This is a genomic window from Segatella oulorum F0390, assembly GCF_000224615.1.
Lineage (GTDB): Bacteria > Bacteroidota > Bacteroidia > Bacteroidales > Bacteroidaceae > Prevotella > Prevotella oulorum.
Map to the genome: position 1 here is coordinate 1,277,674 of NZ_JH114215.1, position 24,705 is coordinate 1,302,378.

Annotated in this window: 21 protein-coding genes; 4 read left to right on the forward strand and 17 right to left on the reverse strand. The window is 48.3% G+C overall.

The genetic code is table 11. The features are described 5' to 3' along the window. Positions 1–484: 484 nt before the first annotated feature. The 13 genes from HMPREF9431_RS05455 to HMPREF9431_RS05515 all read right to left on the reverse strand — a co-directional run bounded on the left by HMPREF9431_RS05455 (position 485) and on the right by HMPREF9431_RS05515 (position 15,787). Positions 485–2,044 carry a sulfatase family protein gene (locus HMPREF9431_RS05455; RefSeq protein WP_004380174.1) on the reverse strand — a complete coding sequence of 520 codons (1,560 nt, stop codon included), beginning with the start codon at positions 2,042–2,044 and terminating at the stop codon, positions 485–487. After that, the gene (locus HMPREF9431_RS05460) at positions 2,037–3,134 is read right to left on the reverse strand and encodes a TerC/Alx family metal homeostasis membrane protein (RefSeq protein ID WP_004380175.1); all 1,098 of its coding nucleotides are present in this window, start codon (positions 3,132–3,134) and stop codon (positions 2,037–2,039) included. Before HMPREF9431_RS05460 ends, HMPREF9431_RS05455 begins: the two co-directional genes overlap by 8 nt. Positions 3,135–3,138: 4 nt before the next feature. Beyond that, entirely contained in the window at positions 3,139–4,209 is a 1,071-nt protein-coding gene (locus HMPREF9431_RS05465) for a chain-length determining protein (protein WP_004380176.1), read from the reverse strand. Positions 4,210–4,243: 34 nt separating this feature from the next. Continuing rightward, on the reverse strand, positions 4,244–6,619 hold the full coding sequence (locus HMPREF9431_RS05470; protein WP_196794570.1) for an SLBB domain-containing protein: 2,376 nt from the start codon (positions 6,617–6,619) through the stop codon (positions 4,244–4,246). A 253-nt stretch (positions 6,620–6,872) separates the two neighbouring features. Next, a complete protein-coding gene (locus tag HMPREF9431_RS05475) occupies positions 6,873–7,484 on the reverse strand; it encodes a sugar transferase (RefSeq protein ID WP_004380178.1) in 612 nt (203 codons plus the stop codon). Then, positions 7,481–8,347 (reverse strand): glycosyltransferase family 2 protein, encoded by an 867-nt coding sequence (locus HMPREF9431_RS05480; RefSeq protein ID WP_004380179.1) that lies wholly within the window; start codon positions 8,345–8,347, stop codon positions 7,481–7,483. Before HMPREF9431_RS05480 ends, HMPREF9431_RS05475 begins: the two co-directional genes overlap by 4 nt. Positions 8,348–8,407: 60 nt before the next feature. Beyond that, positions 8,408–9,280: an alpha-1,2-fucosyltransferase gene (locus tag HMPREF9431_RS05485; protein ID WP_004380180.1), complete on the reverse strand. Its 873-nt coding sequence runs from the start codon at positions 9,278–9,280 to the stop codon at positions 8,408–8,410. Continuing rightward, positions 9,277–10,035: a glycosyltransferase family 2 protein gene (locus HMPREF9431_RS05490; protein ID WP_004380181.1), complete on the reverse strand. Its 759-nt coding sequence runs from the start codon at positions 10,033–10,035 to the stop codon at positions 9,277–9,279. The genes HMPREF9431_RS05485 and HMPREF9431_RS05490 overlap by 4 nt, the downstream gene beginning before the upstream one ends. After that, on the reverse strand, positions 10,032–11,324 hold the full coding sequence (locus HMPREF9431_RS05495) for an oligosaccharide flippase family protein (protein ID WP_004380182.1): 1,293 nt from the start codon (positions 11,322–11,324) through the stop codon (positions 10,032–10,034). Before HMPREF9431_RS05495 ends, HMPREF9431_RS05490 begins: the two co-directional genes overlap by 4 nt. 2 nt (positions 11,325–11,326) lie before the next feature. After that, positions 11,327–12,487: an EpsG family protein gene (locus tag HMPREF9431_RS05500; RefSeq protein ID WP_004380183.1), complete on the reverse strand. Its 1,161-nt coding sequence runs from the start codon at positions 12,485–12,487 to the stop codon at positions 11,327–11,329. Between the two features lie 9 nt (positions 12,488–12,496). After that, on the reverse strand, positions 12,497–14,074 hold the full coding sequence (locus HMPREF9431_RS05505; RefSeq protein ID WP_004380184.1) for a GumC family protein: 1,578 nt from the start codon (positions 14,072–14,074) through the stop codon (positions 12,497–12,499). An 11-nt stretch (positions 14,075–14,085) separates the two neighbouring features. Further along, entirely contained in the window at positions 14,086–14,880 is a 795-nt protein-coding gene (locus HMPREF9431_RS05510; RefSeq protein ID WP_004380185.1) for a polysaccharide biosynthesis/export family protein, read from the reverse strand. A gap of 25 nt (positions 14,881–14,905) precedes the next feature. Further along, positions 14,906–15,787: a CvfB family protein gene (locus HMPREF9431_RS05515; protein ID WP_004380186.1), complete on the reverse strand. Its 882-nt coding sequence runs from the start codon at positions 15,785–15,787 to the stop codon at positions 14,906–14,908. Between the two features lie 144 nt (positions 15,788–15,931). Here HMPREF9431_RS05515 and HMPREF9431_RS05520 point away from each other — a divergent pair, with 144 nt between their 5' ends. Further along, positions 15,932–16,948 carry an aspartate-semialdehyde dehydrogenase gene (locus HMPREF9431_RS05520; protein WP_004380187.1) on the forward strand — a complete coding sequence of 339 codons (1,017 nt, stop codon included), beginning with the start codon at positions 15,932–15,934 and terminating at the stop codon, positions 16,946–16,948. 644 nt (positions 16,949–17,592) lie between these two features. Here HMPREF9431_RS05520 and HMPREF9431_RS05525 read toward each other — a convergent pair. Beyond that, a complete protein-coding gene (locus tag HMPREF9431_RS05525; RefSeq protein ID WP_004380188.1) occupies positions 17,593–18,294 on the reverse strand; it encodes a CPBP family intramembrane glutamic endopeptidase in 702 nt (233 codons plus the stop codon). 335 nt (positions 18,295–18,629) lie between these two features. On the opposite strand from HMPREF9431_RS05525, the gene HMPREF9431_RS05530 reads away from it, so the two are divergent. Together HMPREF9431_RS05530 and HMPREF9431_RS05535 are read left to right on the forward strand one after the other, a co-directional pair. Then, positions 18,630–19,226, forward strand: a complete 597-nt coding sequence (locus HMPREF9431_RS05530) for a hypothetical protein (RefSeq protein WP_155812953.1) — start codon at positions 18,630–18,632, stop codon at positions 19,224–19,226. A 99-nt stretch (positions 19,227–19,325) separates the two neighbouring features. Next, positions 19,326–20,126, forward strand: a complete 801-nt coding sequence (locus tag HMPREF9431_RS05535; RefSeq protein WP_004380190.1) for a GSCFA domain-containing protein — start codon at positions 19,326–19,328, stop codon at positions 20,124–20,126. Between the two features lie 166 nt (positions 20,127–20,292). Here HMPREF9431_RS05535 and HMPREF9431_RS05540 read toward each other — a convergent pair whose 3' ends face one another. Together HMPREF9431_RS05540 and HMPREF9431_RS13210 are read right to left on the reverse strand one after the other, a co-directional pair. Further along, positions 20,293–22,782, reverse strand: coding sequence for a YfhO family protein (locus HMPREF9431_RS05540; RefSeq protein WP_004380191.1), 2,490 nt, complete (start codon positions 22,780–22,782; stop codon positions 20,293–20,295). Between the two features lie 164 nt (positions 22,783–22,946). Beyond that, entirely contained in the window at positions 22,947–23,111 is a 165-nt protein-coding gene (locus HMPREF9431_RS13210; RefSeq protein ID WP_231287717.1) for a hypothetical protein, read from the reverse strand. A gap of 267 nt (positions 23,112–23,378) precedes the next feature. Between HMPREF9431_RS13210 and HMPREF9431_RS12890 the strand changes: the two genes are divergently transcribed. Further along, positions 23,379–23,612, forward strand: coding sequence for a hypothetical protein (locus HMPREF9431_RS12890; RefSeq protein WP_155812954.1), 234 nt, complete (start codon positions 23,379–23,381; stop codon positions 23,610–23,612). Between the two features lie 202 nt (positions 23,613–23,814). On the opposite strand, the gene HMPREF9431_RS13215 is transcribed toward HMPREF9431_RS12890, so the two are convergent. Beyond that, positions 23,815–24,705, reverse strand: an 891-nt coding sequence (locus tag HMPREF9431_RS13215) for a DUF6261 family protein (RefSeq protein ID WP_004380192.1), incomplete at its 5' end; no start/stop codon positions are given.

A 24,705-nucleotide genomic window follows, 5' to 3' on the forward strand; every position in this document is an offset into this window, starting at 1 on the left:
TGCTATTTTTCCAGCAGCCCCATTTTTTCATTTTTGCCTTGACTTACGCGTAAGCAGCCCTTCTTTTTGTATTTTTTGTCCTCGACTTACGCGTAAGCAGACCATCTTTTTGTTTTTTGTCCTCGACTTACGCGTAAGCAGCCCTTCTTTTTGTATTTTTTGCCTCGACTTACGCGTAAGCAGCCCTGCTTTTTGATTTTTTGCCTCGACTTACGCGTAAGCAGCCCATCTTTTTGATTTTTCGCCGCGACTTACGCGTAAGCAACCCTTCTTTTTGATTTTTTGCCTCGACTTACGCATAAGCAACCCTTCTTTTTGATTTTTTGCCTTGACTTACGCGTAAGCAACCCTTCTTTTTGATTTTTTGCCTTGACTTATGCGTAAGCAGACCATCTTTTTGATTTTTTGTCTCGACTTATGCGTAAGCAGCCCTTCTTTTTGATTTTTTGTCTCGACTTACGCGTAAGCTACGCCAAACGAGGCGTCATTGCGCCTGCCGTTGGCGCTCGCGTTGCAAAATGCCTTGCAGTTTAAACACCTCTTCGGGATGTTGCAACGCCACATTGTCGCGCTCATAAGGGCTGGCCGTCATGTCGTAGAGCTGCGGCGTGGGCGCATTGCCCGTTTCAATCTTCGGCCCCCACGTAATCATTTTCGGCCCGTCGTGGGGCTCGATGTAGCGCCAATGGGGCGTGCAAACCGAGAGCACATGCGCGCTCGACTGGCCCAGCACGTAGCTGCGGCCGATGCTGTCGGTGCCCAAGAAGGCGGGCAGATAGTTGCGGCTGTCGGGCGCACTGCCCTTGGGGAGCGTGGCACCGATGAGCGTTTGCAGCGAGGCGAAGAGGTCGATTTGGCTGAGCAAGGCCTTCGATTTCACGCCACGGGGCACACGGGCTGGCCAGCTCACGATGAGCGGCACGGCGGTTCCGCCCTCGAAAGCGCTGTATTTGTTGCCGCGGAATGGTCCGGCGGGGCGATGGCCGTGCAACAATTCCTCGGCTTGGTCTTGATAGCCATCGTCGACCACGGGGCCATTGTCGCTCGTGAGAATGATGAGCGTGTTGTCGGCAAGACCCAACTGGGCGAGGATTTTCATGATTTCGCCCACCGACCAGTCGAATTGCACGATGGCATCGCCGCGCAACCCCATTTGGCTTTTGCCGCGGAAACGTGCGTGGGGAAAGCGAGGCACGTGGACATCGTTGGTGGCAAAATATAGGAAGAACGGCTCGTTGCGGTGGCCTTTGATGAAGTTCACGGCGTGGCTGACGATGGAGTCGGCAATGTTTTCGTCCTTCCACAGCGCCTTTCCGCCGCCTTTCATGTAGCCAATGCGGCCGATGCCGTTGACAATCGACATGTCGTGGCCGTGGCTCGAGCGCAAGTTGTAGAGCAGTTCGGGGTGCGTGGCACCGGTGGGTTCGCCGTCGAAATTGCGCTTGTAGCTCACCGATATGGGATGCTCGGCGTCATAATTGGCCACGCGCCCGTTCTCGATAAACACGCAAGGCACGCGGTCGGCCGTGGCAGCCATGATGTAATCATAATCAAAGCCAATATCGTGGAGCGCTTGCGGCAGTGGCGCATTCCAGTCTTGCTCGCCCGCCTTGTCGCCCAATCCTAAGTGCCATTTGCCGATGGCGGCGGTGGCGTAGCCCTTACTCTTAAACATATCGGCCAGCGTGAACTGGTTGGGCCGAATAATCATGCTCGCATTGCCCGCCGCAATATCGGTGTCGTTGCGTCGCCAAGCATATTCGCCCGTGAGCAACGAGTAGCGCGATGGGGTGCTCGTGGCGGCAATGGCGTGGCCGTTGGTAAACTGGATGCCCGCTTGTGCGAGCCGATTGACATGGGGCGTCTCAACCCCTTTGGCACCATAGCACTGCAAGTCGCCATAGCCCAAATCGTCGGCTAAGATGACAATCACGTTGGGCAGCTTGCGGTTTGTGTCGGCATTGCCCTTCCGCTTCGCCATCGTGAGCAAAGGAAAACTCGCTGCAGAGGTGAGCAAAGCCACCGTGAAGATGTTTTTATTCATGGTTTTCCGACGCCTTTGGTTTTTCCTTCAGCACCAATGACGCAACAATGCTAATCGCAATCACCGCGATGATGAAGAAAAGCGAACCCACGGCACTGATTTCAACATACTTGTGGATGAGCAGTTTCACGCCAATGAAAAGTAGCAACAGGCTTACTCCCACTTTCAGATAGCGGAACTTATCGGCCACCGCAGCCAATAAAAAGAACATGGCGCGCAGGCCGAGGAGCGCAAAGATGTTGGAGAAGAACACCACATAAGGGTCGAGCGACACCGAGAAGATGGCGGGAATGCTATCGAAAGCAAAGATGATGTCGCTGAATTCAATCACAATGACGGTGATGAGGAGTGGCGTGAGGCAGAGCAGGCCATGTTGTCCGTGTTCCACCAAAGTGTAGGTGTTGCCTTGCTTTTTGGCACGCACAAAGAAGTGATCGCCCACGAAATGAGGATAGACATGGAAATATTTCGATAGAAATTTCACCATGGGATGGTGTTGCACATCCATTTGTTCTTGTTTGTTGCGGTCGAGATACATCTTTATTCCGCTGTATACAAGGAATAGACCAAAGATGAGCAACACCCATTCGAAGCGCTGAATGATGGCAGCACCTGCGAAGATGAAGATGAAGCGCAGCACGATAGCCCCCAGAATTCCCCAGTTGAGCACGTGCTGATATTCGGTGTTCTTGACGCCAAATGAGGCAAAAATCATCATCATGACAAAAAGGTTGTCCACCGAAAGGGTTTTCTCGATGAGATAGCCCGAAAGATAGGAAATGGTCATGTAGTGGCGATAGCTTTGCACGCTGGCTTCAAAATGGTTAGGATCGAGCGTTAAGTGGCGTGCATACTTCGCCGCAACAGCTTGCAAATCGGCATAGTTTTGGATGCCATGCACCATGTCGCCAAAGAACCAAAGGAAGGCTGAAAACGCCAAAGCCAAACCAATCCACACGAAGGTCCACGTGGCAGCTTCTTTTATACTTACGACATGGGCTTTGCGGTCGATGACCAACATATCGAGCATCAAAATGGCAATGATGAATACAACAAAGCCGATGAGGAAAATATTTTCGATTGAGAACATACGATTAAGATAATCCAAGAAGTTGTTTGAGCTGATTTTCGCGCCACAATGCGTAGAGGGTGGTGCCAAGGAAAGCCACAAAAAGCAATACCAACAAGATGCGACTACCATGTGGTCCCGCCTTTTGGATGGGGACAGTGGCGCTCTGAAGCGTGATGAAAGCAGGCGTCACGTCTTGCAGTTTAGCATAGGCTGATTGCAAGTTGGCTGCCAAAGAGTTGTAGGTGTTGAACTGCAACTGCATGTCATTTTCCAAATCTTCGCCTTTACTGCGCACACTTTCAAGAATTAAATCCTGGTTGCTATCACTGAACGAGCCATACAGTTGGCGTGCCTTTTCATAGCGTTGTTTCGCCTCAAGACACAGCCGCTTCGTACTTTCCAAATCGTTGCGTGCTTTGTTCGTGCGATATTTCGTAATGAATTCTTGTAGACGTGCCTGTACCGAATCGGCCATTGTAGCGGCAATCAGTGGGTCTTGGTCGGTGACATTGATGGTGATGACGCCCGTTTTCTCGTCTACATCACACACCACATTCCTTTGAATTTGCTGCATGATGGCCGTTTGTTGACGTGTCAGCATAAAGGTGTTGAGCTTCTGCTTTCCGATGGTATCTTTCGAAGCCAAAAGCCCGCTCCACCAAGGTTTCACCTGGTCGCGCAACAGATAGTCATAATAGGTCATCATCTTAGTGCTGTCCTTGCGATGCACTTTAATATCAAAGAGGCTGGCTTTGAAGTCGACAGAATTCATGAGGTCGGGATAGAGGTTGGGCGTAATGGCATCAGCATCTTTCGAACTGCCTCCACCTATGCGCATGCCGAAGGTTGATGCTAACGAACTTAGTGCGCCGCTGCCCGATGACCCTGAAGCCAATTCCGGAGCCAACGTCACCTGACACGTGTAGTAAGGCGGAAGGGAGAGAGCAATAACGACGCCCACAACCGCAGCCACGGCAAGTGAAACGGTATAAGCAAGTTTATGCTTCAGTAGCGCTGCAAACAACGCTTTGAAATCGATGGCGGCATCGTCGTCATCTAACTGTTGTCTCATGTTGTTGTTATCTTCGTTCATAATTACATCTTTAACGTGTAAAAATGGCGTTGCTCTATTTAATAATGTGCGCGAGTGAGGCAATTAAAGTAGCCAAAGCGGCAACACTTGTGCTGATGCTTAGGAAACCAGCCAGCCCGTTCCCCGTTGGTTTTGGTTTACTGGGCACCACAATCTCACAACCGGGTTCAATCTCATGTTTTCCAGCCTCGCTCACTGTTCCGTTTTGATAGATGATAAACGTTTTTGATTTCTTGGCGCGATTGCCAAATCCACCCGCTTGATTGATGTAATAACGATAGCCCTTACCAGCTTCGTATGCCACCGTGTTGGGATACATCACGTCTCCGGCTATCTTCACGGTTCCGTTGTATTCGGGTACAAACAAGCGATCACCTTCGCGCAATACAAGGTCGAAGTTAGAGCCAGGATTTTCAATGGCTTTATCTAATTGAATGCCTACATAATAGGTTCTGGCCGAGTCGAGCATGTGTACGTTGATTGAGTCTCTGTCGTTTGGACTGTTTACCAAGCGCATCACGCTCTGCATGCGAATGCGCTCCTCTTCATTAATCACGCGCTCCAAACGCGCACCACGAATATAAGCCTCAGTAGTGATGCCACCAGCCATCTTCACCAAATCGCTCAGCCGCGTGTTCTTCTGTGGCAAGGTGTAACTGCCTTCAAAGTTCACTTCGCCACGCACCTGCACATTGCGCTGCGTCTGATAGCCTGGGCTGCGCCGCACATAAACCTCATCAAAAGGCTCAAGTGTGAACCCTTGCTTACCACTGATAACAAAGCCGTCTTTAAGGGTGAAAGTAAATGTCTGTGCAATCTGCTTGCCCGAGACGGTCGCACCAGCGTTGATGATACGCCGCGAGACATCTACACGCGCCGTAGAAGCCGCATCGGTGAGCCCACCTGCCTGCATAATAAAGTCCTCAATGGTTTCGTTGTCGGCATACTGGTAAGTACCCGGAAAGAGCACTTCGCCGCGAATAGTGAGTGTGCGTGCCTGCATGCGGTCGCTCTGTGTAGGAATAAAGAGCACATCTTCGTTTTGCAACGGAATATCGGCCACCGTTCCTTCCATGATTCCTTTCACGTCAACGGCCACAACTTCCAAGGTGCGGTCGGCCTTCATGCGATGCAACACAGCATGCTCAGTATAGGCATCCTCGGTAGTTCCGTCGGCATGTTGAATGAGTGTGCGCACACTATTGATGTCTTTTCCCAGTTGGTAAATACCTGGACGGAACACAGCGCCTTTCACCTCAACGCGATTCTCATAGCGATTAAGGATAGAGTCAACCGACACCTGGTCGCCATCGGTCACGCGAAAATTGCTCATTTCGAACTCATTCACGTTGAACACCGATCTGCCTTTACCCGAAGCACGCAACAGCCGGACCGATTTTTTATACGCATCGCCGGCAAAGCCGCCGGCATAGCGCAGCAGCGTGCTCACGCTTTCGTTGCGCCGCATCTCATAGGTCATCGGACGTTTCACCGCACCTTGCACATCAACCAAGCAGTCATAAGGCCCTACAACGATGACATCATTGTCGTGCAGCCGGATGTTACCCACCAAACGACCATTGAGAATATAATCATACACATCGACCACCGTCACCAAACGCCCACCACGATAAACCTTGATATTGCGCAATGTGCCCAACTGGTTGATGCCGCCAGCCATGTAAAGCGCATGGAAAACACTGGCAAAAGCACTAATCGTATAGGTGCCGGGCACCTTTACTTCGCCCATCACGTTCACAATGATGGTGCGCGTCTGCCCCACAGTGGTTTGAATTTGACTGCTGCTGAAACGCGTTCCCAGCGTGCGGCGTATCTTATCGTTGGCCGCAGCTACCGTCATGCCGCTCACAGCAATGGGACCATAGCCTGGGACGGTCACGGTTCCTTCAGGAGAAACTACCAGCGTCTCGGTCTTTTGCGAAGCGCCAAAGATGTTTATCACCACCTCATCACCCGGACCGATGGTGTAGTTGGTGGGTGTGGCAATATTCATGTTGGGCTCGAAGCTCAACAACTTATTATTAAAAATGTCGCGGCCAAACACCTTTCTTCCATCGGGTGTCAATGCTTCTGCCAGCAATCCCGCTTGCGCCAACGAGTCGTTACGCTCGGCTAAACGGTTGGCATTGGCGTTTGAATACGAAAAATCAGCCGAGCCCTTGTTTTGCTGCGGCGCACTTGTTTCATTGCTGTTGCGTAGCGAGGTACCCTTGTTTGGACTGTAATTTGCACCATTTTGCGCCGCATTCTGCTGCTGATATTGGTCACGAATGCGCCGTATCTGGCTAATATCCACACCACGCTGCATGAGTTTCGTCACAATTTGTGCACGCGAAGTGCCGGCTTTCACCTCCTTTTGATAGAAAGCCATGACTTGGCTGTCGTTCATTTGCGCATACGAAGTGAAGGTGCAAAAGCAAAGCAAGAAGCACCAAAGGAGTCGTTTCACCGCTATATCAATCGTTTTATTTGTCATGTCGACGCAAGGGTTTGTTTTGAATTTGTTGCAAATTTATAAAAAAATGCGTGGCTTTAAAAATCTTTTCCTTGAAATTAGTCGCCTACACTCGTTTTTATATGCTTCTGCGATGTTACCTCATGCCAACGACATGGTGAAAAAGGATGCTAATGCCCAATGGGGATTAAAACTTCTTTCCCGTCACCATGTAGCGGAAAGTGGTGAAGAGGATATGCAGGTCGAGCACCCAGCTGCGATGCTCCAAATAATATAAATCCCATTTCAAACGGGTAAGCATCTTTTCCATGGTGTCGGTATAGCCATTGTGTAGCGTGGCATAGCTTGTAACTCCCGGCCGAATGGCATATAACCGTGCATAACGTGGGTCGCGAATCATGATTTTATCAATATAGAACTGGCGTTCAGGACGTGGTCCCACGAAACTCATATCGCCACGCAAAATGTTCCAAAGTTGCGGCAACTCGTCAAGATGATGAGCACGTAGAAAGGTTCCGGCCAGCGTGAGTCGCTTGTCTTTGTGCTGCCGATAGAGCGCAGGGCCTTGCCGTTCGGCATTCATAGTCATGCTGCGAAACTTGTACATCACAAAGGGTTGCCCATCACGTCCGATGCGTTCTTGCCTGAAAAACACGCTGCCGTCATGCCCACGCCACACCAACCAATAGCAATAGAGCAACAGCGGCGTGCAGACAACAAACAACAACAGCGCGAGAGAAATGTCAAAAAGCCGTTTCAAGTACTGGTAAATACGGCTTGAGACGCCCAACTTTGTCATGCGCTTCCTCCTTCCTTGATGACTTTTGGCGAACATTTTGCGACCGAAGCGGTTGCGCGAAGCTGGGTCATATAGAATTTTCTCCGCCAAAAGGTGGGCAGAAGCCTCACGCATAACCGCGTGACGATATTGCCCAAAGCCTGTGTTGGCATGAGAAACTGCCGGCGAACTAATGCCTTTTGGAAACCTATTTCTGCTGCAATATAGCGCCATCCTCCCCGCCGACGGAACGCATTAGCGTTGAGGCGGAACCACAACAGACACTCTTGCAGATTGTGAAAACATGCCCCTTGCTGCAACATGCGCGCCCAAAGGTCGTAATCTTCAAAGGCAGGCATGTAGCGATAACCACCCGCTTGCAGCACCTTTGCTTTGCGAAACATCACAGTGGGATGGTTCATGGGGTTGCGAAAGTGCGCAAATTGCCAAATCGCTTGGTGGGTTTCGGGCACACAACGAACCGAAATCACCTGTGCGGGTGTAGTTGAAAACTCAGCCACCCAGCTCCCCACCACATCCACTTCGGGATGGATTTGCAAATAAGACAGCTGTTTTTCAAAACGCTGTGGCATGCAAATATCGTCGCTATCCATGCGCGCCACCACGTCATGTTGACAATGTTTCAGTCCCTCATTCAATGCCAATCCCAACCCTTCTTGCCGCGGTTTCGCAATGCGTTTGCACGCTTTATATTGCCGCTGAAAGTGCGCCAACACCTCATTTAAAGCGGAGGTCAGCGGTCCATCTTCCACCACAATCACCTCATTGGGCAACAGTGTCTGTTGCAACAAACTCTCTAAAGCCTGCTGCAAAAAATGGGGTTGCTCTTGGTTGTAAACGGCTATTAAAACAGAAAAGGACATAACGACACCGAATGTAGTTGCAAAGGTAGATGTTTTTATTGAAAAAGTAGATGATGGAACTCACAATTTAAGCCACCTCTCGGCAGCAGGCGACATCTTTTCTTCGTGTGCATACCACTGTTTCGGAGCAATAATCCAGCCCGCTTGATGTGGCGAAAGCCAGGCACCCCACCATGAAAAAGACGAATTAGCGATAATGTGATGCCGGCAAAGTGTCATCAGATGCAGGTCGCAAATGCTGGCTTTCCCGTGGTTCCAGTCTACAAAAACCGCTTCGTTGGTTTGCAACAACGGCTGAATATGTTGCCGACACCAAGCCATGTCGTCCGAAAAAACATAGAACACGGGATGCGCAACATGCTGCAAAATGCAGGTTATCGCACGCTGAAAATAGGCCAACCCACACGTGTTTCGAAACAGCGCATCGTGCAAATAATCGCCTCGCCGCACATGTATCGCCACACTCTCCGTCGTGTTTATCTGCTGCTGCATGGCTAAGTTCCGTGGATTTGTAAATGTAGGGAATGTGAACGCTTGTAAGATGGCCGGGCGGTAGTGGCTGAAATAGCGCTCATCCTGCCAACAGCCCTCATAATAAGCATCACCCTTTCTTTGCAAAACCTCTGGCAAAAAAGCTCCATTATCCGGTTCCTTCAACATCGTTTTGCACACAGGCAGCACGCGATGCCCCAAGCGCCACAGCTGATAATGCGGATAATACCACGCCAACTGCGCCACCTCTTGCCATGTGGCTGCGGGCAAAGTGGTGCCAAAGCATTGCACTAATTGAAAGCCTCCATGCTTCTTGTAACCCCGAAAAGCCGAAAGGTCGAGCTTCACCTCTTCGTTTTCCTGCTGTTGTTTCAACGCCAAAGCCAACGCATATTGAAACATTTGGTTACCCAAACCGCCGATAATTCTCACGATTTTCATTGCTTTTGCGTTTTAAAACGTTGCAGCCAGCATTGCATCTCTAACGCCCGGCCTATCCATCGGTTATAATAGTCCTTCTGTTTGATTGTGGTTTGGTCTTGTCGCAAAGCCTGCATAATATTTATATTAAACGTGATTTGCTCTGCATGTCCATGTTGAGAACGCACAAAGCATGCGGACAGATAAGCAACTTTTGCATGCCTAAGCACCCGAAAATACCATTCCACATCCACCAACCACGTGAGCTTTTCATCCAACATCGGCAGCAACTCGCTCACCACTGCTACGCAAGCGCATGGTCCAATGGTGTTACAAGCAAAAAGCAATGCGGGATGATGCAGGCTACAACGCTTGATAAAGTTCGGAAGAAGACGGTTCTTTCGTCGACCTCTGGCCTCCACTTGAATATTCGTCACCACCACCTGCGCCTGTTGCTCAAATGCTTTTTTCACCCGATATAAATGGTCATCACTCACAAAAGCCTCATCGTGATGAAGCAACACCACATATTTTCCCTGCGCTTTTTGCAGCCCCGCATTCCAATTTTCCACCGCACTGCCCGTGCGCTGATGCTTAAAATAACGAATGTTTGCCGCTTGGAAATCGCCGCATAACTGCGCAATGGCATCATCATCCGAGTCGTCTGTAACTATCAATTCTATGCTCACATGGCGCTGTCTCAGCACAGAAACAATGGCTTGCCGCGCCAAAACAACATGATTATAGGTGGGAAGGACAACCGAAAAATCTTTCATCTTTTTAAAAACAACGTGAGATAAAGGGTCGCCAATATCGACTTTAAACCATAGGCTATCAGCACAGCCAATGCTATTCCGGTGGCATTCAGCCCGCGTTCAACCAACCCATAGGCTGAAACCAACAGGACGATGGCCCAGAAAAGATTAATTACAAAGGCCTGCCACATTTTATTTTTGCTGTAAATCGACATCTCTATAATGTTCGAATAGGCTGAGAAAATGTTGGATAGTGCCAAATAAACCAATGGCATTTTGTCTGAAAAGCCCTTGCCATAGAGTTGCATAATAGGGCCGCCCAAGAGCAAAACCACCAGCGTTATCATGGATGAGATGCCGACAATGAGCCCTATATTGGCCAACAGGACATGACGAAATTGCTGCCGCTGTTGCCGAATGCTCGTCAAAATGGGTAATACCATCTGACTGATAGCCGTGGGAATGAACAGCATCATCACTTTCCATTGATCGGCCGCCTCAAACAAAGCCAAACTGTTGTAACCGTCATGTTGCAGCAAGATGGTGCGTATTCCCCAAAAAGTAGGTGTCACCATCAACGCCGATAGGGTGGCAGGTATGCAATCGTTCAGCAGCATTGACCAATCATTTAGCGTGTGCGTGGACTGCATTTCGCCAACAACATATTGCGCATAGTGCTTTTTAATCGACAGCCGATTGACCCAAAAAAGTGCTCCAAGGCCTATGCCTAAACCGACAATAGCCCCTGTCAGTCCCCAGAAATAGGCACCTGCAACCATCAAAACAGCCTCTAACAAACTCCCAATGAACATGTTACGTGCCATGATTTTAAACTGTTCTAACCCCGTAAGAACACCATTTTGCACGCCGTACAAGATGGAAAACAGCAACAACAAACTGGCAATTTGCAGTTCAAACGTGAGGTGTTCGGCATGGAGAATGTGCCGTGCAATCGGTCGGGCCAAGACGAAACAAAACACCATGAGCACCAAAGCCATCACCCAAGCCAATCGAAATGTCAGTCGGGTCATACGTAGCAGGCGCGGAATGTCGTTGGCTCGATAGGTCGAAATCAACTTCGTGGCGGTCACACCAATGCCCGATGCACCGAAAACGATAAAGATATTGAGGGTGGAACGAATCATGCCCAACTGTCCAAACACCTCTTGTTTCAAAAGATGCGCACAGAGAATACCTGCTACCAGCAGGCACAATTTCCCCATTGCCGTACCCGAAAACGACCAAAATGCACCATGGAACATGCGCCGCGCAAGGTCAGATTGGAATGCTGTTAAACGCTTCTTTCTCATGGTTATTTCTGCGGATAAAGATGATAATAATGGTAATGATTGCTGAAATCATAAAACCGATAGGGCACCAAGTGCAGCCATTCAGGACGAAAAGTGCTGACAACGGCGATGCGAGCTACAAAGACACAGCCGATAAAAAGCACCGCCACGCGCTGTGCCAAGTGGTATTGAGAATGAGAAACAGCCACTGAATCGGTGGGATGGGAGTGCACATAGCGCAAAAAAATCACAATGATCAGTGGCCAAAGATAGTCGTTGATGCGCGAAAAGAAACTGAATACCGGCAGCATGATGGCCACACTGAGTGCTAAAACGAACACGGCATACACATTTCGATCAACCGCCTTGCAATGTATGCGCCGATGAAGTCCGTAGCAAGTGCCCACAGTTGTTCCCATAATGGCTAATTCCATCATTCCAAAGATGGAGAGGGTTTCTTTTTGTAGCGCCACCTTATAATAAACACTATCTTGCAACCCGAAAAGCGAAAGCAGTTGGAAAAGGCACAGGGTAAGCAGCAAAGCACCGACCAACAGCAACAGGGTGTGGCGCTTTGTGGGGCGAATGCGTTTGAGCAGTGGAAGCAACAATAGCACAAGTGCCGAGGTATGAAACAACGTAGCGAGCAATATGAGCAGGCAATAGCCTTTATTCCGCCCCTTTTCAAGATAGCAACAATAGGCCACATAGAAAATAGCGATGGCAAAAGCCTGCCGAATGACACAATATTGCATGAAAAAAACATAGCCTATCAGCATGAAAAAGCAGGTCATCGCCACATCTTGTGTCTTACGTTGAATAAACCATAGGTTGCTGATGGTGATGACAAAAGCCGAGAAGATAATAATCGTATAGGGAGACCTTGAAACATATTTGATGAGGAAATGCACCAACACTTGAAAGCCATACTCAAACTTGTCGCTCAGATGAAATGCGAATATCGACTCATTCCGATAGCTTGTGTAAAGCGATTTGAGGTAGTAGAAGCCATAATAATGCGGCGTGTCGTTCAGCACTGTGATGTCGCGAAAGCCAAAAAAAACAAAGAGCAGCACGAAACACAACAGCATTTGGAAAACTTTCTGCGTGCGGACGTGCACAAACACCTTGGAGGTGAGGCTCACAAGAGGGAACAATAGCGCATAGAGAACGACAACAAGCATGATGAATGGTTAGGATTGAGCTTCGTCGTGCAACAGCATTTGCACATTCATGCGCAGGAAAATCACAAACAAAGGGATGCAACACCCCATGAGAAGTGCCACCCCCAGCACCATCAGTTTATGGGGCTTCACGGGTTTCAAACTGCCCATAGGGGGTGAAAGCACCCGCACTTTATAGGGTGTAAAGGCACGAGAGAGGATGTTTTCTTCACGCTTTTGCAACATAAAAATATAGAGCTGTTCCTGGATTTTCTGCTGTCGCTCGGCCGAAAGCAAGAACTTTGCTTGCTGCGGGCTCGACTTTGTCTGTGCATCATTGGTTCCTTTCAGCTGGTAATAGGTAGCAATTTGCTGATCAATTTGCTGCATATTGGTGCGCAAACTCGCATGGATTGACGACCGAAGTGCCGCTAATTGTTTATCCATCCCCTGCACAATGCTGTTTGAGGCATTGCTATTGGCCGCTACCCGATTGCGTTCTAACTGCAACTGGTTGTAGTTTTCCACCTGCATGGCAAGGGTTTTATCGTTGTTCAGCAGATTAACGGGCAACGTTTGGTTCGCATTTGCATGCTGATTTAAGAACCGTTCCATCTCACTTGCCGCAGCCCTAAGCCCACGGAGGGTGGCCAACTCGCTGCTCATCTTTGTCGAGGTCTCCATGGCCAACTTGGTCGTTTCGACCACATCGGGCAGGTTGTGCTTGGTTTTATAGGCCGTGATGGTCGTTTCTGATTTGCCCAACTCGGTTGTAATCTCTGCAATACGGTTGTCGATAAAACGTGTGGTTGAAGCATTTAATTGATTTTCATCGCCCATCCATCGCTCGTTATAAACGGCTACAAGCATGCGAAGAAAGTCCTCTGCACGTTGTGGAAGGATATCCTCATAGCGCAAATCAATCACCGACCCTAATTCCTCGGCGATACCTGCATCAAGTTTTTTATTCATGTCGTCGGCCACTTCAACGGGCGGTGTGTGGCGAAAAGTTATCGTTTGACTTTCTTTTCCCGTGTAAACCCGTGTCGGGAGAATAGCCACAAGGCCAATGGGTGTATGAACAATGCCTTTTACTTGCCCATGAAAGGTGCCATCGAATGACGTTTTATTTCGCTTGATATGAGAGAGTTCGATGTTGCCTTGCGCTATTTTTATCTCCATCTGTAGCTTGTCTTCGGGCATTAGTCCTCTGACATCTATCCGAATAGGCAGCGAAGAACCATATAAGGTGGTGCGATGAAAGAGGTTGCCTTCGGTGTAGGTATCATCCAAATGCAATCGTTTGATGGCTTCTACTATATTATAAGGTGTAGTGAGTGCAAGTAACTCATTGTTGACATTGGCACTCCCTCCCAACATGCCTCCCAAGCCTTGTATCATGCTTAGTCCGGCAGTGAGCTTTGAACTGGGCGTCGCATCTTCGCGCACCATGAGTTGTGTGCTGCGCTCATAAACGGGCTTTTTGAGCATAAGATAGCCTAAAGCAGCGGCCATGCAAAGCGCAACGGAAATGAAAAACCATTTCTTTGCTTGCTGACAGAAGGCAAGATATTGGCGGAGTGTGAAACCTTGTGTGGTGGTAGACATGAGCAACGGCGTTATTTAAAGATTAAAACCGCAACAGTGGCAAACAATGAGGCAACCGAAACCCAAAAGGAAGTGGACTGAAGTGTGTTGCCATTGATGGTGGCTTGCCGTTGACGGGTGCGATTGGCGGGCACATAAACCACGTCGTTCTGTTGCAAATAATAGGCTGGCGACTGCAAAACTTGAGGAGCTGAAGCCAAATTCAGCGTGTAGGCAACAGGCTTTCCATCGACTTCGCGAAACACTTTCACGCTATCGCGCTGTCCATAGATGGTCATATCGCCCGCCATTCCTAAGGCATCGAAAATAGTGATGCGGTCTTTGGTGATGTCAAAATTACCTGCTTTATTCACTTCGCCCAACACAGAAAAGGTGAGTTTGCTAAAGTCGACGGTGACAACCACATCCTTTGCACCAAATTCCTGCACCAAACGGCTCTTAATGCGCTGTGCAGCTTCTGTACGGGTGAGCCCCAAAAGCGCCACCTTTCCTAACATCGGGAAATCGATGTTGCCTTGGTTGTCGAGCGTATAGGTGAGCACCTGCTGCATATTGGGCAGTGAAATATTGAAATGTTGGGTGAGCACCTCATCGCGACTTTTTACAAAAATCGAAACTTTATCATCAGCCATCAGGCGGATGTTGTGCGTGGTGGCAGACTGCTGTGCATCAAAAGCACCTTGCATGTAGGTGAGGTTGCGAGGGGTCTTGCAGCTGGCGAACAACAGGATCGCCCCTATCACGACGAGACTATAGCTTAAAATATGTTGGGATATGTTGCGTTTCTTCACTTGCAGTTGTATCATTTTAGCTGTTCTAAGATGCGAGAAATTATACATTTGTTGGCGAAACTAAGTGCAAGCCATCGTCCTCTATCGTGATAAGGTGTTTTTTATAGAGGTCGCCAATGGCCTTTTTAAAGACTTTTTTGCTTACTTGAAACTGATGTTTAATGGCTTCGGGGTCGCTCTTATCGCCCAAAACACAATAGCCATTGTTCTCTTTTAAATAGCGGAGGAGCACCGACGAGAAGTCTTCAGCAGCGGCAATGCCCGTGGGTTGCAGGGTAATATCGAGCTTTCCATCCGTGCGAAGCTGTGCCACATAGGCTTTCATGCGGTCGCCAGTGTGGATAGATTTAAAGATTTGATCTTGGTAAATGAGCCCGGGATATTGGTTGTTGACAATGACTTTAAAACCTAATTCGGTTTTCTGCCAGATTAAAATGTCAACTTCTTCATTGCGTTTGAAATGTTTTGCGGCCATATCTTCCTTGAGATAGCGTTCAACCTTTGCACTGGCCACAATGCGATAGCTCTCTTCATCAATGTGGACATGGACAATGTAGCGATTGCCTATCTCCATCTTTCGCTTCTGTTCGCGAAACGGACAGAACAAATCTTTCGTTAAGCCCCAGTGCAAAAAGGCGCCATATTCGTTAACCCAGGCACATTCTAAATAAGCGAAATCGCCAACCTTTGCAAGGGGTTGCTCGGTAGTGGCAATGGGACGCTCCTCTTGATCTAAATAGATGAAACAAGTTATCTCGTCGCCTACACGGACGTGTTCGGGCACATATTTCTGCGGCATGAGGATATCTCCCTCGCGACCACCATCTAAATAGAGTCCAAACACTTCGCCATAACCTTCGCGTCGTGCCAATTCTTTCACACGGAGCACATTATAATCACCTAATTTAATATCATTAGCCATTTTCTCTTTGCACTTTATCTTTATGGATGCAAAGTTAATCAATTTGCTTGCATATCTTGAATTTTTCCCTCTATTCTTGCCTTTATTGCGTGGAATATATTAATTTTGCGTGAATTAAAATCATATTAAACAGGAAAATAGACAATGAAAGTTGCGATTGTTGGTGCCAGTGGTGCCGTCGGCCAAGAGTTATTACGCATTCTTGATGAGCGGAATTTCCCCTTAGATGAATTGGTCTTGTTTGGCTCTTCACGCAGTGCAGGAAGGAAATATACGTTTAAGGGTAAAGAATATGAGGTGAAATTATTGCAACATAATGACGATTTTAAGGATGTTGACATCGCATTAACCTCGGCAGGAGCAGGTGTTTCTGAGGAATTTGCAAAGACCATTACCCAATATGGAGCGGTGATGATTGACAACTCCAGTGCGTTCCGCATGTGTGACGATGTGCCATTGGTGGTTCCCGAAGTGAATGCTGAGGACGCTTTGCATTGCCCCCGTCATATCATTGCCAATCCGAATTGCACCACTATCATGATGGTTGTGGTGTTGAAGCCTATCGAAGCGCTGAGTCATATTAAAAAAGTGCACATCGCAAGCTATCAAAGTGCCAGTGGAGCCGGGGCAGCTGCAATGGCCGAATTGGAGCAACAATATCGCGAATTGGTGAATGAGGGTGAAGTGAAAACAATTAAAAAGTTCCCCCATCAGTTGGCCTATAATGTGATTCCACAAATCGATAAGATGATGGAGAATGACTATACGAAGGAGGAAATGAAGATGTTTAACGAGACACGCAAGATTATGCACAGTGACATTCGCACGAGTGCCACCTGCGTTCGCGTGAGTTCTTTGCGCGCACATAGTGAGAGTGTGTGGTTTGAAACAGCTGAACCCCTGAGCGTAGAAGCCATTCGTGAGGCCTTAAAGGCTGCTCCCGGTGTGACTTTGGTTGACGATCCGCAGCATTATGTCTACCCCATGCCGTTGGAAAGTGCAGGGAAAGATGATGTCTACGTGGGTCGTGTGCGTAAAGATTTGGCCGATGACTATGGCAACACGCTGTGGCTTACGGGCGACCAAATACGCAAAGGTGCGGCATTAAATGCCGTGCAGATAGCCGAGTATTTGGTGAAGCAACATGCCATAATGAAATAATACGGATTAATTTCTTGAGGGGCGTTCCGTGCTTTAGAACATTGCTTTCGGAAATATCTTATTTAGGATAAAAGAAACAGGTATGCCTCATGAAGCATACTCGCTTTTGTTTTCAGTTAAAAACAATCACATACCCTTCTAATTTGCGGTGCTTTCTACGCAAAAGGACGCTTGAGGAAAGGGAATTTCTGGAATAAGTGGAATGGAAATAAAGCAAGAAATAAAAAAGGAAATGGCTATTTCCTCCCTTGATATTCAGGCAACTGACGCAGCCATTGCAATCTCTTCACTTTACAAAGGATTGGAGATACAGATTTGAAGTTACACAGAAGGCTCTAAAAAGTAAGAGCATTAAAAAAGGGGCTCCGCTGAGTCCCAATCTTTGTTAACCTTAAATCTAATACCATGAAAAACACGATGCAAAGATATGTGATATGGACTATACTTCCAAATAATTCTATAAGAAAACACACTTCTTTAACACTTATTATACAACAAAGAGCGAATAGATACATATTTTATAAGCCTCACCCATAAAAACATACAATATTCGCAATATAACAATCCTATAAATCGAATAAAATATATGATAAGAATGCCAACTTTTGGTGATGTTCCCTATTCACAAGTAAAAGGCTTAAAGATTACGATTGCGTATTCCGCCTATGAAAGGGATAATACCAAACGACAAACCAAGATAGGATAGAAATAGCAAGGAGGACGATTGTTAGCCTATAATCTAAAAGGCCATTATTGTGTTTGAATAGATTAAAAACACCATGGAGGCAGGCACAAAGAACAAGAGAATGGGTATCGTTAGCCAATTGATCCAATCCCCACGAAGACAACAACAGAATCGCAAAGAAGATGCAGCCATTGATGCCTAAAGGCACATTTACATGCCAGAAAAACCAAAGTGTTGTCATAAATAGAATACGCCAGGGGCGCTTCCAGTTAGCAAGCTCCCCCATTAGATAACCACGCCAACCAAATTCTTCAAGAAAGGCATAGGACACACAACATAAAAATATAAAGGCACCTTTAAGGCCGTTCGTTCTATCAAACAGGAGTAATAACAAAATAGGAAAAAGAATACAGAAAACACTACGCTTCGGTGAAGCTCCCATGATACTACAAAATAATTCCTTTTTAAAGAAACACATAACGACTAAAGCCCCTAACGTGGGGCCTAATCCTTCACAGAGCTGCTGCCATAAAGAATGTAAACCATCAGGAGCTATTGCAGGTAACACATAAACAGCTATGCTTCTGCATGCAACAGCACAAAGATAGAAAAGAAGGATAGGTAGCCCCTTACGCTTCAGCAGTTCCTTTATATTCGCCATTTCCCTTTTAACGCTTCGATTGTTATAGACTTGTTGCAAAGATACAAAAAAGGTGGTTATTATAGACTTTGTTGGAAATTATTTAAAATCTCCCCTCACAAACTTTCTTTTTAATCCAAACCGGTCATTAAACACTAAACCTATTTTATTTGAAGTAATCATACCTCCTAATCCATCTATAATATAAACAGAGGTTTGAGAAAATGGCGATTTCAATGAATATACCCCCCTTTTTATGGAGGAAAGAGAAAAGATTTGCACAAAAACTTGTTATATCTTTAAAAAAAGACTAATTTTGCAGCAGGAATTATAACTCCACAAAATAATTATAGAATATGAAAAAAGTTTTTATGACTTTAGCCTTAGTTTGCTCAGCAGCTATGGCCTTCGCTGCAACGGCAGCAGATTCGACTGATGTAAAGGGTATTGTAATCAAACACACTGCAAATGGTGTAACTTATGATTTAGATGCAGGTGAGGCTAAAATTGCCCAGCTTAATCAAATGATTGAGACCTACAAGGCGCAAATGAGCCAGTCTCTTGAAGCAAGCAAAGCAAAAATTGCACAATCTCAGGATGCAAGTAAAGCGAAGATTGCACAAGAACAAGAGGCAAATCAAGCACAAATGACAAAAGAGTTGGATACCTACAAGGCTAAGATTGCAAGCCTCCAACAAGAAATTGAGAACTGCAAGGCACAAATGGCGCAAGTAACTGAGAAGTATAAGGCACAAATGAGCCAGTCTCAGGAAGCAAGTAAGGCTAAATTGGCGCAAGAGGCCGAAGCTAACAAAAACAAATTGGCTCAAGAGCAAGACGCTTACAAGGCAAAGATTGACGCTGCACGCCAAGCTATTGATTACTTGCGCAGCGAAATGAAGACTGCGAAAGAAGCTATTGGCAAGGCAACTAAGTTTACTGTTGCAAAGTAATATCGCGCTAATCGCAGCATTCAGATTTTACAAAAAACATGGAGGGGCAAAGTCGACAAAACGATTTGCCCCTTTATTTTTTAACTCAAAATGTAGCTTATGGAATGGAATACTCCCGTAGAAATCAACTCATCCACCTGGAAGATTGCACCAACCGATAACATCCTATGCGTAGGTTCGTGTTTTGCGGACAATATAGGGCGGAAGTTTGAGGAGGCACTGTTCTCTATAACTTGCAACCCTTATGGGGTGATGTATAATCCCATAAGCATTTTGCACAGTCTCACACGATGGCTAACCGATACAACAGTGTTACCTGATGTGTTGATACTCACGTTGGGTACCAACCATGTTTATCGCCTGAAGCGTACGGGAGAGATTGTAGATAATTGCCAAAAACAGCCACAAAGTTGGTTTCAGGAAGAGGAATTGAGCGTAGCTGACTGCGCCAAGGCGTTGGAAGAGGCTATTCAACAGGTGAGAAATTGCAACGCCAACGCGAAAATCGTGCTCACGGTAAGCCCCATTCGCTATCAAAAGTATGGTTTTCATGGAAGCCAATTGAGCAAAGCCACCCTGCTTTTGGCAACGCATGAATTGGTGAAAGCCGGGACGGCCGACTATTTTCCGGCCTATGAAATCATGAATGATGCCTTGCGCGACTATCGGTTTTATGCCGAAGACATGCTCCATCCCACCCCACAAGCCGTGAACTATATTTGGGAAGCCTTTAGCAAGGCTTATTTCAGCGCAGAGACCCATGACTACTTGCGTGAATTGCAGCCCATCAAAGCCGCACTCAACCATCGTCCCTTTGATGCCGAAAGCGACGCATACAAAGCATTCCGAGCAAAGGCAGAACAACAAAAGCAGGCTTTTCTCAAGAAATGGAAAGGTTAAAAGAGTGAACAACGCGCTTTTGCATGGCGATAGCAGCAACAGAAATGGCTGTACCATTGCAGTACCTCAAACCGCAAAACAAAAAGCGTTTGCCACACAACAAAAGAACATCGGCGCACAACAAACTTTACTGTTGTGCGCCGATGCTGATTTAGGAACCGTAAGGTTACGCTTTTTGCTTGCGTTTCCACTCTGCATAGAGCCCGAAGAGCACTACGAGCAACAACACAACATAGGCTGCATAGGCCACAGTTTCGGTTTGTTTCACGCTCTTGGGATCGAAGGTGAGCACCACTTGGTGTTGCCCTTTATCCACTTTCAAGGCACGCAACACATAGTCGGCACGCCCTATCTCAACGGGTTTGCCATCAACTGTGGCGGTCCATTCGGGATAATAAATCTCCGAAAACACCATCACGCCGCCCGTTGCACTCTTCACCTCATACGTAAGTTGGTTGGGAGCGTAGGCTGTTAATTTCACTACCGACGTACTATCTTGCGGTGTAGCCTCGCCCAACACAGCTTTAAACCGCGCATCGGCCACAGCTTCGTGGCGCAAATTGAGCTTACCTAACGCCTCAAGCTCTTGGTTGGCGTTGTTCACATAGTTCAGCTTATCGACAAACCACGCATTGCCCAACACATAAGGGTTTTGAATGGGCACGGTCTTGTTATCTTGAAGCGGCACGATAAAATATTTCGCATTGAGCATGTTGAGCACTGGGAAGATGCTATCGCCTTTAACTTTGGTCATGTCGCCGCCAGCCTTTGCCAACGCAGACATGAGCTGTTGCATTTCAGGCGCAATATAGTTGTCAATCAAATCCTGATAGCGACGCAGCTTGGCAGCATGATAACCGCCAATGCTTTTGTGATAATAGCTCGTTTCGTTTTCGTTGAATGTGTTCGAAGCTAAATTCAACACCCGATAATCTAAGTCCTTATCGCGCAAAATCAATCGGTCGGTTTCGGACATGGGCTGTGCCTGTTCGCGCACCGATTTCTCAACAAACATGCCATCGTTGAGATAGCGTTTGTTCACCTGCCACATGTCAATGAGGCACAGCAACACCATGGCCCCCACCATGTATTCGGCCTTCAATTTGCGATAACGATAGAGCAACAGCAACGCCATGCCGATGGCTATAATCCAGAACGAGCGCCAGCAGTCGGCCACAAAAATGCCTTCGCGAATGCTGCGCAGATTGCTTTCCAACGGAACAAGATAGTCGGCAGGAATACCTTTCAGCGCTTCTAATTCCGCAGCCGAAATGAAATCGCTGAAAAACACCGTTGGCATGAGTGCAAACAGCAGCGCAATGCCACCCGTGAGGCCAAAGCTCACATACACCCACCGCATCTGCTTGCCCATCAAATCGGGCTCATCCACCAAACGTTTCAGCGCCAGCATCGCCAGCAAGGGAATGGTAAATTCGGCAATAACAAGGATAGAAGCCACCGTGCGGAACTTGCTATACATGGGCACATAGTCCAAGAAGAAGTCGGTAAACGGCATAAAGTTGTGGCCCCACGACAGCAGAATGCTCAGCACCGTGGCACCCAGCAACGCCCATTTCATCGGTCCTTTCACAATGAAGAGCCCTAAGACAAACAGCATCAGCACAAAAGCACCCACATAAACCGGTCCGCTCGTGCCGGGCTGGTCGCCCCAGTACTGTCCCATCTGCTGATAAATCTGCATAAAGTTGGGGTCGGCTTTCTCCATCGCCTTGGCATTGGCAGCCAGCGGAACCGACGCGCCACCCTTGGCATTGGGTACGAGCAACGTCCACGTTTCATCGATGCCATAACTCCATTGCGTGATATAATCGCGATCCAAACCGCTACTGGTCTGGTTGGTCACATTCTTTTTCACCAACTCACTCTTGCCACGCATGCTTTCCTGCGCATATTGCCAGGTGTGATAAAGATTCGAAAGGTTGAGCAAAACGCCTATCAAAGCGCCCGCAGCACACACACCCGTAGCCCGCAAAAAGCCTTTCCACTGCCCGCGTCGCACAGCATCCACGCCATAGGCAATCACCATGGCCGCAATCACAAACAAATAATAATAGGTCATCTGCACATGGTTGGCATCAATCTCAAAGGCCGAGAAGAGCGCCGTCACGCAGAACCCGCGCAACAACTTTCCTCGATAGGCCCACACCAACCCCGCTATCAGCGGCGGCAGATAGGCCAACGCCATAACTTTCCAAATGTGGCCTGCGGCAATGATGATGAAGAAATACGACGAGAAGGCCCACACGATGGCACCCAATGCAGCCAAATGCCAGCGGAAATCAAAAGCGCGCAGCAAAATGTAGAAGCCCAACAAATAGGCAAAAACATACCACACATTCTCGGGCAACCACAGATGATAGGCCTTCATCACCTGGTTCAACACGCCCGTGCTCTGATACGAAGGCGCCGTTTGATAAGTGGGCATACCGCTAAACGTGGCATTCGTCCAACGCGACACCTTGCCCGTCCGCTCGTGATATTCCGACACCTCCTGACCGGCACCGCGCCCTGCCGAAGCATCGTGCCGATAGAGAATGCGGCCATCTAAGTCGGCCGGAAAGAAATAGGCAAACGAGATGACGGCAAAGAGCACCACAACCAACAGGTCGGGCCAATAAGTCTTTATACGTTCCATGACTGTTCTTGATTTACATTTTTATTGTTTGCAAAGATACAAATAAAAATGAAAACCGCCTTTTCCACGCCGAATGAAAGTGCCATCCCTGCACCGGATGAACAACAAATGCACCCTTGATGGGGCTATCTTGCGTAGGGGGCGAACATCCACGTGCAACTCTCTCAAGCAAAATGCGTAGGGGCGGCGCCTGTGTGCCCGCCCGAACGCTTGCGTAGCGGCGTTTCCATGCCAAAAATACACGCATTGTGTGCGGGTATTGAACGATGGATGCGCCCTTGTAGGGCGACACGGGCGGGCACACAGGCACCACCCCTACCAATCTTCATCATATTTTTCCACGCAAACCCACATAAACAAAATAATCATTTACGCGCAATCTGCCCAAACGAAACCAACCGTCCCATACGTAATCTGCCCAAACGACATCAACCACCCACATGCAATCCGCCCAAACGAAACCGTAGGGGCGAACATCCGCGCACAATTCTCTCAAGCAAAATGCGTAAGGGCGGCGCCTGTGTGCCCGCCCGAACGTTCGCACAGCGGCATTTCCATACCAACCAATACACGCATTGTGTGCGGGGGATTGAACGATGGATGCGCCCTTGCAGGGCGACACGGGCGGGCACACAGGCACCGCCCCTACCCATCTCCACCAAACCACGCGGTGTGCCATTACCTCATCACATTGTACATTCGATAGCCCACGCCAATCACACGGTGTGTTCATACCCCACCGTATTGCACATTCGATAGCTCCAAACCACGCGGTGTGCCATTACCCCATCGGGGTTGTACTTTCGATAGCGCAGGGTTGGCAAGTGTAACGCAGCCTACCCTGGGTAACAATACAAGCGAGGAGGCTACCCCCTTGGGGGTTGTACTTTTTTTCATCACAACATAACGATTGCAACCACCCACACACATCAGGGGGCGGAAATGCATCGCGCACTCCCGCCCCCATTCTTTAAAACAAATTGTGTGTATGCAAACCGGCATCGAGATGATGCCCTTCTGTTTTAAAGCAAGCTATTTCTTTGGTGTCACCGTAGCATCACCCTGACCACTGCCGCCGGGTTTATTTCCACCGGGATTACCCGAGCCGCTGCCACTACCCGAACCGCCGCTACCTGAACCACCACTACCTGAACCACCACTACCTGAACCGCTGCCTTGGCTGCCGTTACCAGACCCACCGTTACCGGAACCGCCACCATTTCCGCCGTTACCGGAATTGCCGTTACCTGAACCGCCGCCGTTACCGGAATTGCCGTTATCAGAACCGCCGTTCTTCTTCCCGCCGTTCTTCGCCTTCGGCACTTCCGACTCCGGCACCTGCACCAATTTCTTCTTGCGAACCACCTTCACCCAAACATCATTCCCACGGCCATCAATCGTCAGTCGATAACATTTCTTCGCACCCGAACCGCGGCTCTCGCCCGAATAATGCACCGCTTCGGCAGCCATGCCCAACGTCTTGGCCAGCGCATCGAACATCGGGAGGAGCATTTGGCGCTGCTGCTCAACCCTCACCGCATTCTCATGCGCAGTGCTGTTTTTATGCTGTTTAATCACCGTGTGACGGTCGTGCACATAGTTGTTATAATGTTGAATAAGCGCCGTGATGGCTTCGCTCGAATCCAACTCGTTCAATGCCACCACACGCAGCAACACCTTGTCGATGGCATCGTCGGTGGCGACGCGCAACTCCTTCAAATCGTCCACTGCCCTACCGCTTTTGTAACGGTTGTGATAGCAGTCACCGAAAGCGGTGTTGGCCGTCTCCAACCGTGTGATGGCGGCCGCGAGCTTCAGCTTTGTTACCGCCGCTGTGCATTCGGCACTCTTCAAATCGGTCACAAGGTTTTCAATCAGTCCCGTCTCCCGGTCGTAATTTGCCCGCACCACACCTGGATACCT

Coding starts and splice junctions, on each gene's coding strand:
- HMPREF9431_RS05455 (WP_004380174.1), bottom strand. CDS start 2,044: ATGAATAAAAACATCTTCACGGTGGCTTTGCTCACCTCTGCAGCGAGT.
- HMPREF9431_RS05460 (WP_004380175.1), bottom strand. CDS start 3,134: ATGTTCTCAATCGAAAATATTTTCCTCATCGGCTTTGTTGTATTCATC.
- HMPREF9431_RS05465 (WP_004380176.1), bottom strand. CDS start 4,209: ATGAACGAAGATAACAACAACATGAGACAACAGTTAGATGACGACGAT.
- HMPREF9431_RS05470 (WP_196794570.1), bottom strand. CDS start 6,619: ATGAACGACAGCCAAGTCATGGCTTTCTATCAAAAGGAGGTGAAAGCC.
- HMPREF9431_RS05475 (WP_004380178.1), bottom strand. CDS start 7,484: ATGACAAAGTTGGGCGTCTCAAGCCGTATTTACCAGTACTTGAAACGG.
- HMPREF9431_RS05480 (WP_004380179.1), bottom strand. CDS start 8,347: ATGTCCTTTTCTGTTTTAATAGCCGTTTACAACCAAGAGCAACCCCAT.
- HMPREF9431_RS05485 (WP_004380180.1), bottom strand. CDS start 9,280: ATGAAAATCGTGAGAATTATCGGCGGTTTGGGTAACCAAATGTTTCAA.
- HMPREF9431_RS05490 (WP_004380181.1), bottom strand. CDS start 10,035: ATGAAAGATTTTTCGGTTGTCCTTCCCACCTATAATCATGTTGTTTTG.
- HMPREF9431_RS05495 (WP_004380182.1), bottom strand. CDS start 11,324: ATGAGAAAGAAGCGTTTAACAGCATTCCAATCTGACCTTGCGCGGCGC.
- HMPREF9431_RS05500 (WP_004380183.1), bottom strand. CDS start 12,487: ATGCTTGTTGTCGTTCTCTATGCGCTATTGTTCCCTCTTGTGAGCCTC.
- HMPREF9431_RS05505 (WP_004380184.1), bottom strand. CDS start 14,074: ATGTCTACCACCACACAAGGTTTCACACTCCGCCAATATCTTGCCTTC.
- HMPREF9431_RS05510 (WP_004380185.1), bottom strand. CDS start 14,880: ATGATACAACTGCAAGTGAAGAAACGCAACATATCCCAACATATTTTA.
- HMPREF9431_RS05515 (WP_004380186.1), bottom strand. CDS start 15,787: ATGGCTAATGATATTAAATTAGGTGATTATAATGTGCTCCGTGTGAAA.
- HMPREF9431_RS05520 (WP_004380187.1), top strand. CDS start 15,932: ATGAAAGTTGCGATTGTTGGTGCCAGTGGTGCCGTCGGCCAAGAGTTA.
- HMPREF9431_RS05525 (WP_004380188.1), bottom strand. CDS start 18,294: ATGGCGAATATAAAGGAACTGCTGAAGCGTAAGGGGCTACCTATCCTT.
- HMPREF9431_RS05530 (WP_155812953.1), top strand. CDS start 18,630: ATGAAAAAAGTTTTTATGACTTTAGCCTTAGTTTGCTCAGCAGCTATG.
- HMPREF9431_RS05535 (WP_004380190.1), top strand. CDS start 19,326: ATGGAATGGAATACTCCCGTAGAAATCAACTCATCCACCTGGAAGATT.
- HMPREF9431_RS05540 (WP_004380191.1), bottom strand. CDS start 22,782: ATGGAACGTATAAAGACTTATTGGCCCGACCTGTTGGTTGTGGTGCTC.
- HMPREF9431_RS13210 (WP_231287717.1), bottom strand. CDS start 23,111: ATGAAGATTGGTAGGGGTGGTGCCTGTGTGCCCGCCCGTGTCGCCCTA.
- HMPREF9431_RS12890 (WP_155812954.1), top strand. CDS start 23,379: ATGGATGCGCCCTTGCAGGGCGACACGGGCGGGCACACAGGCACCGCC.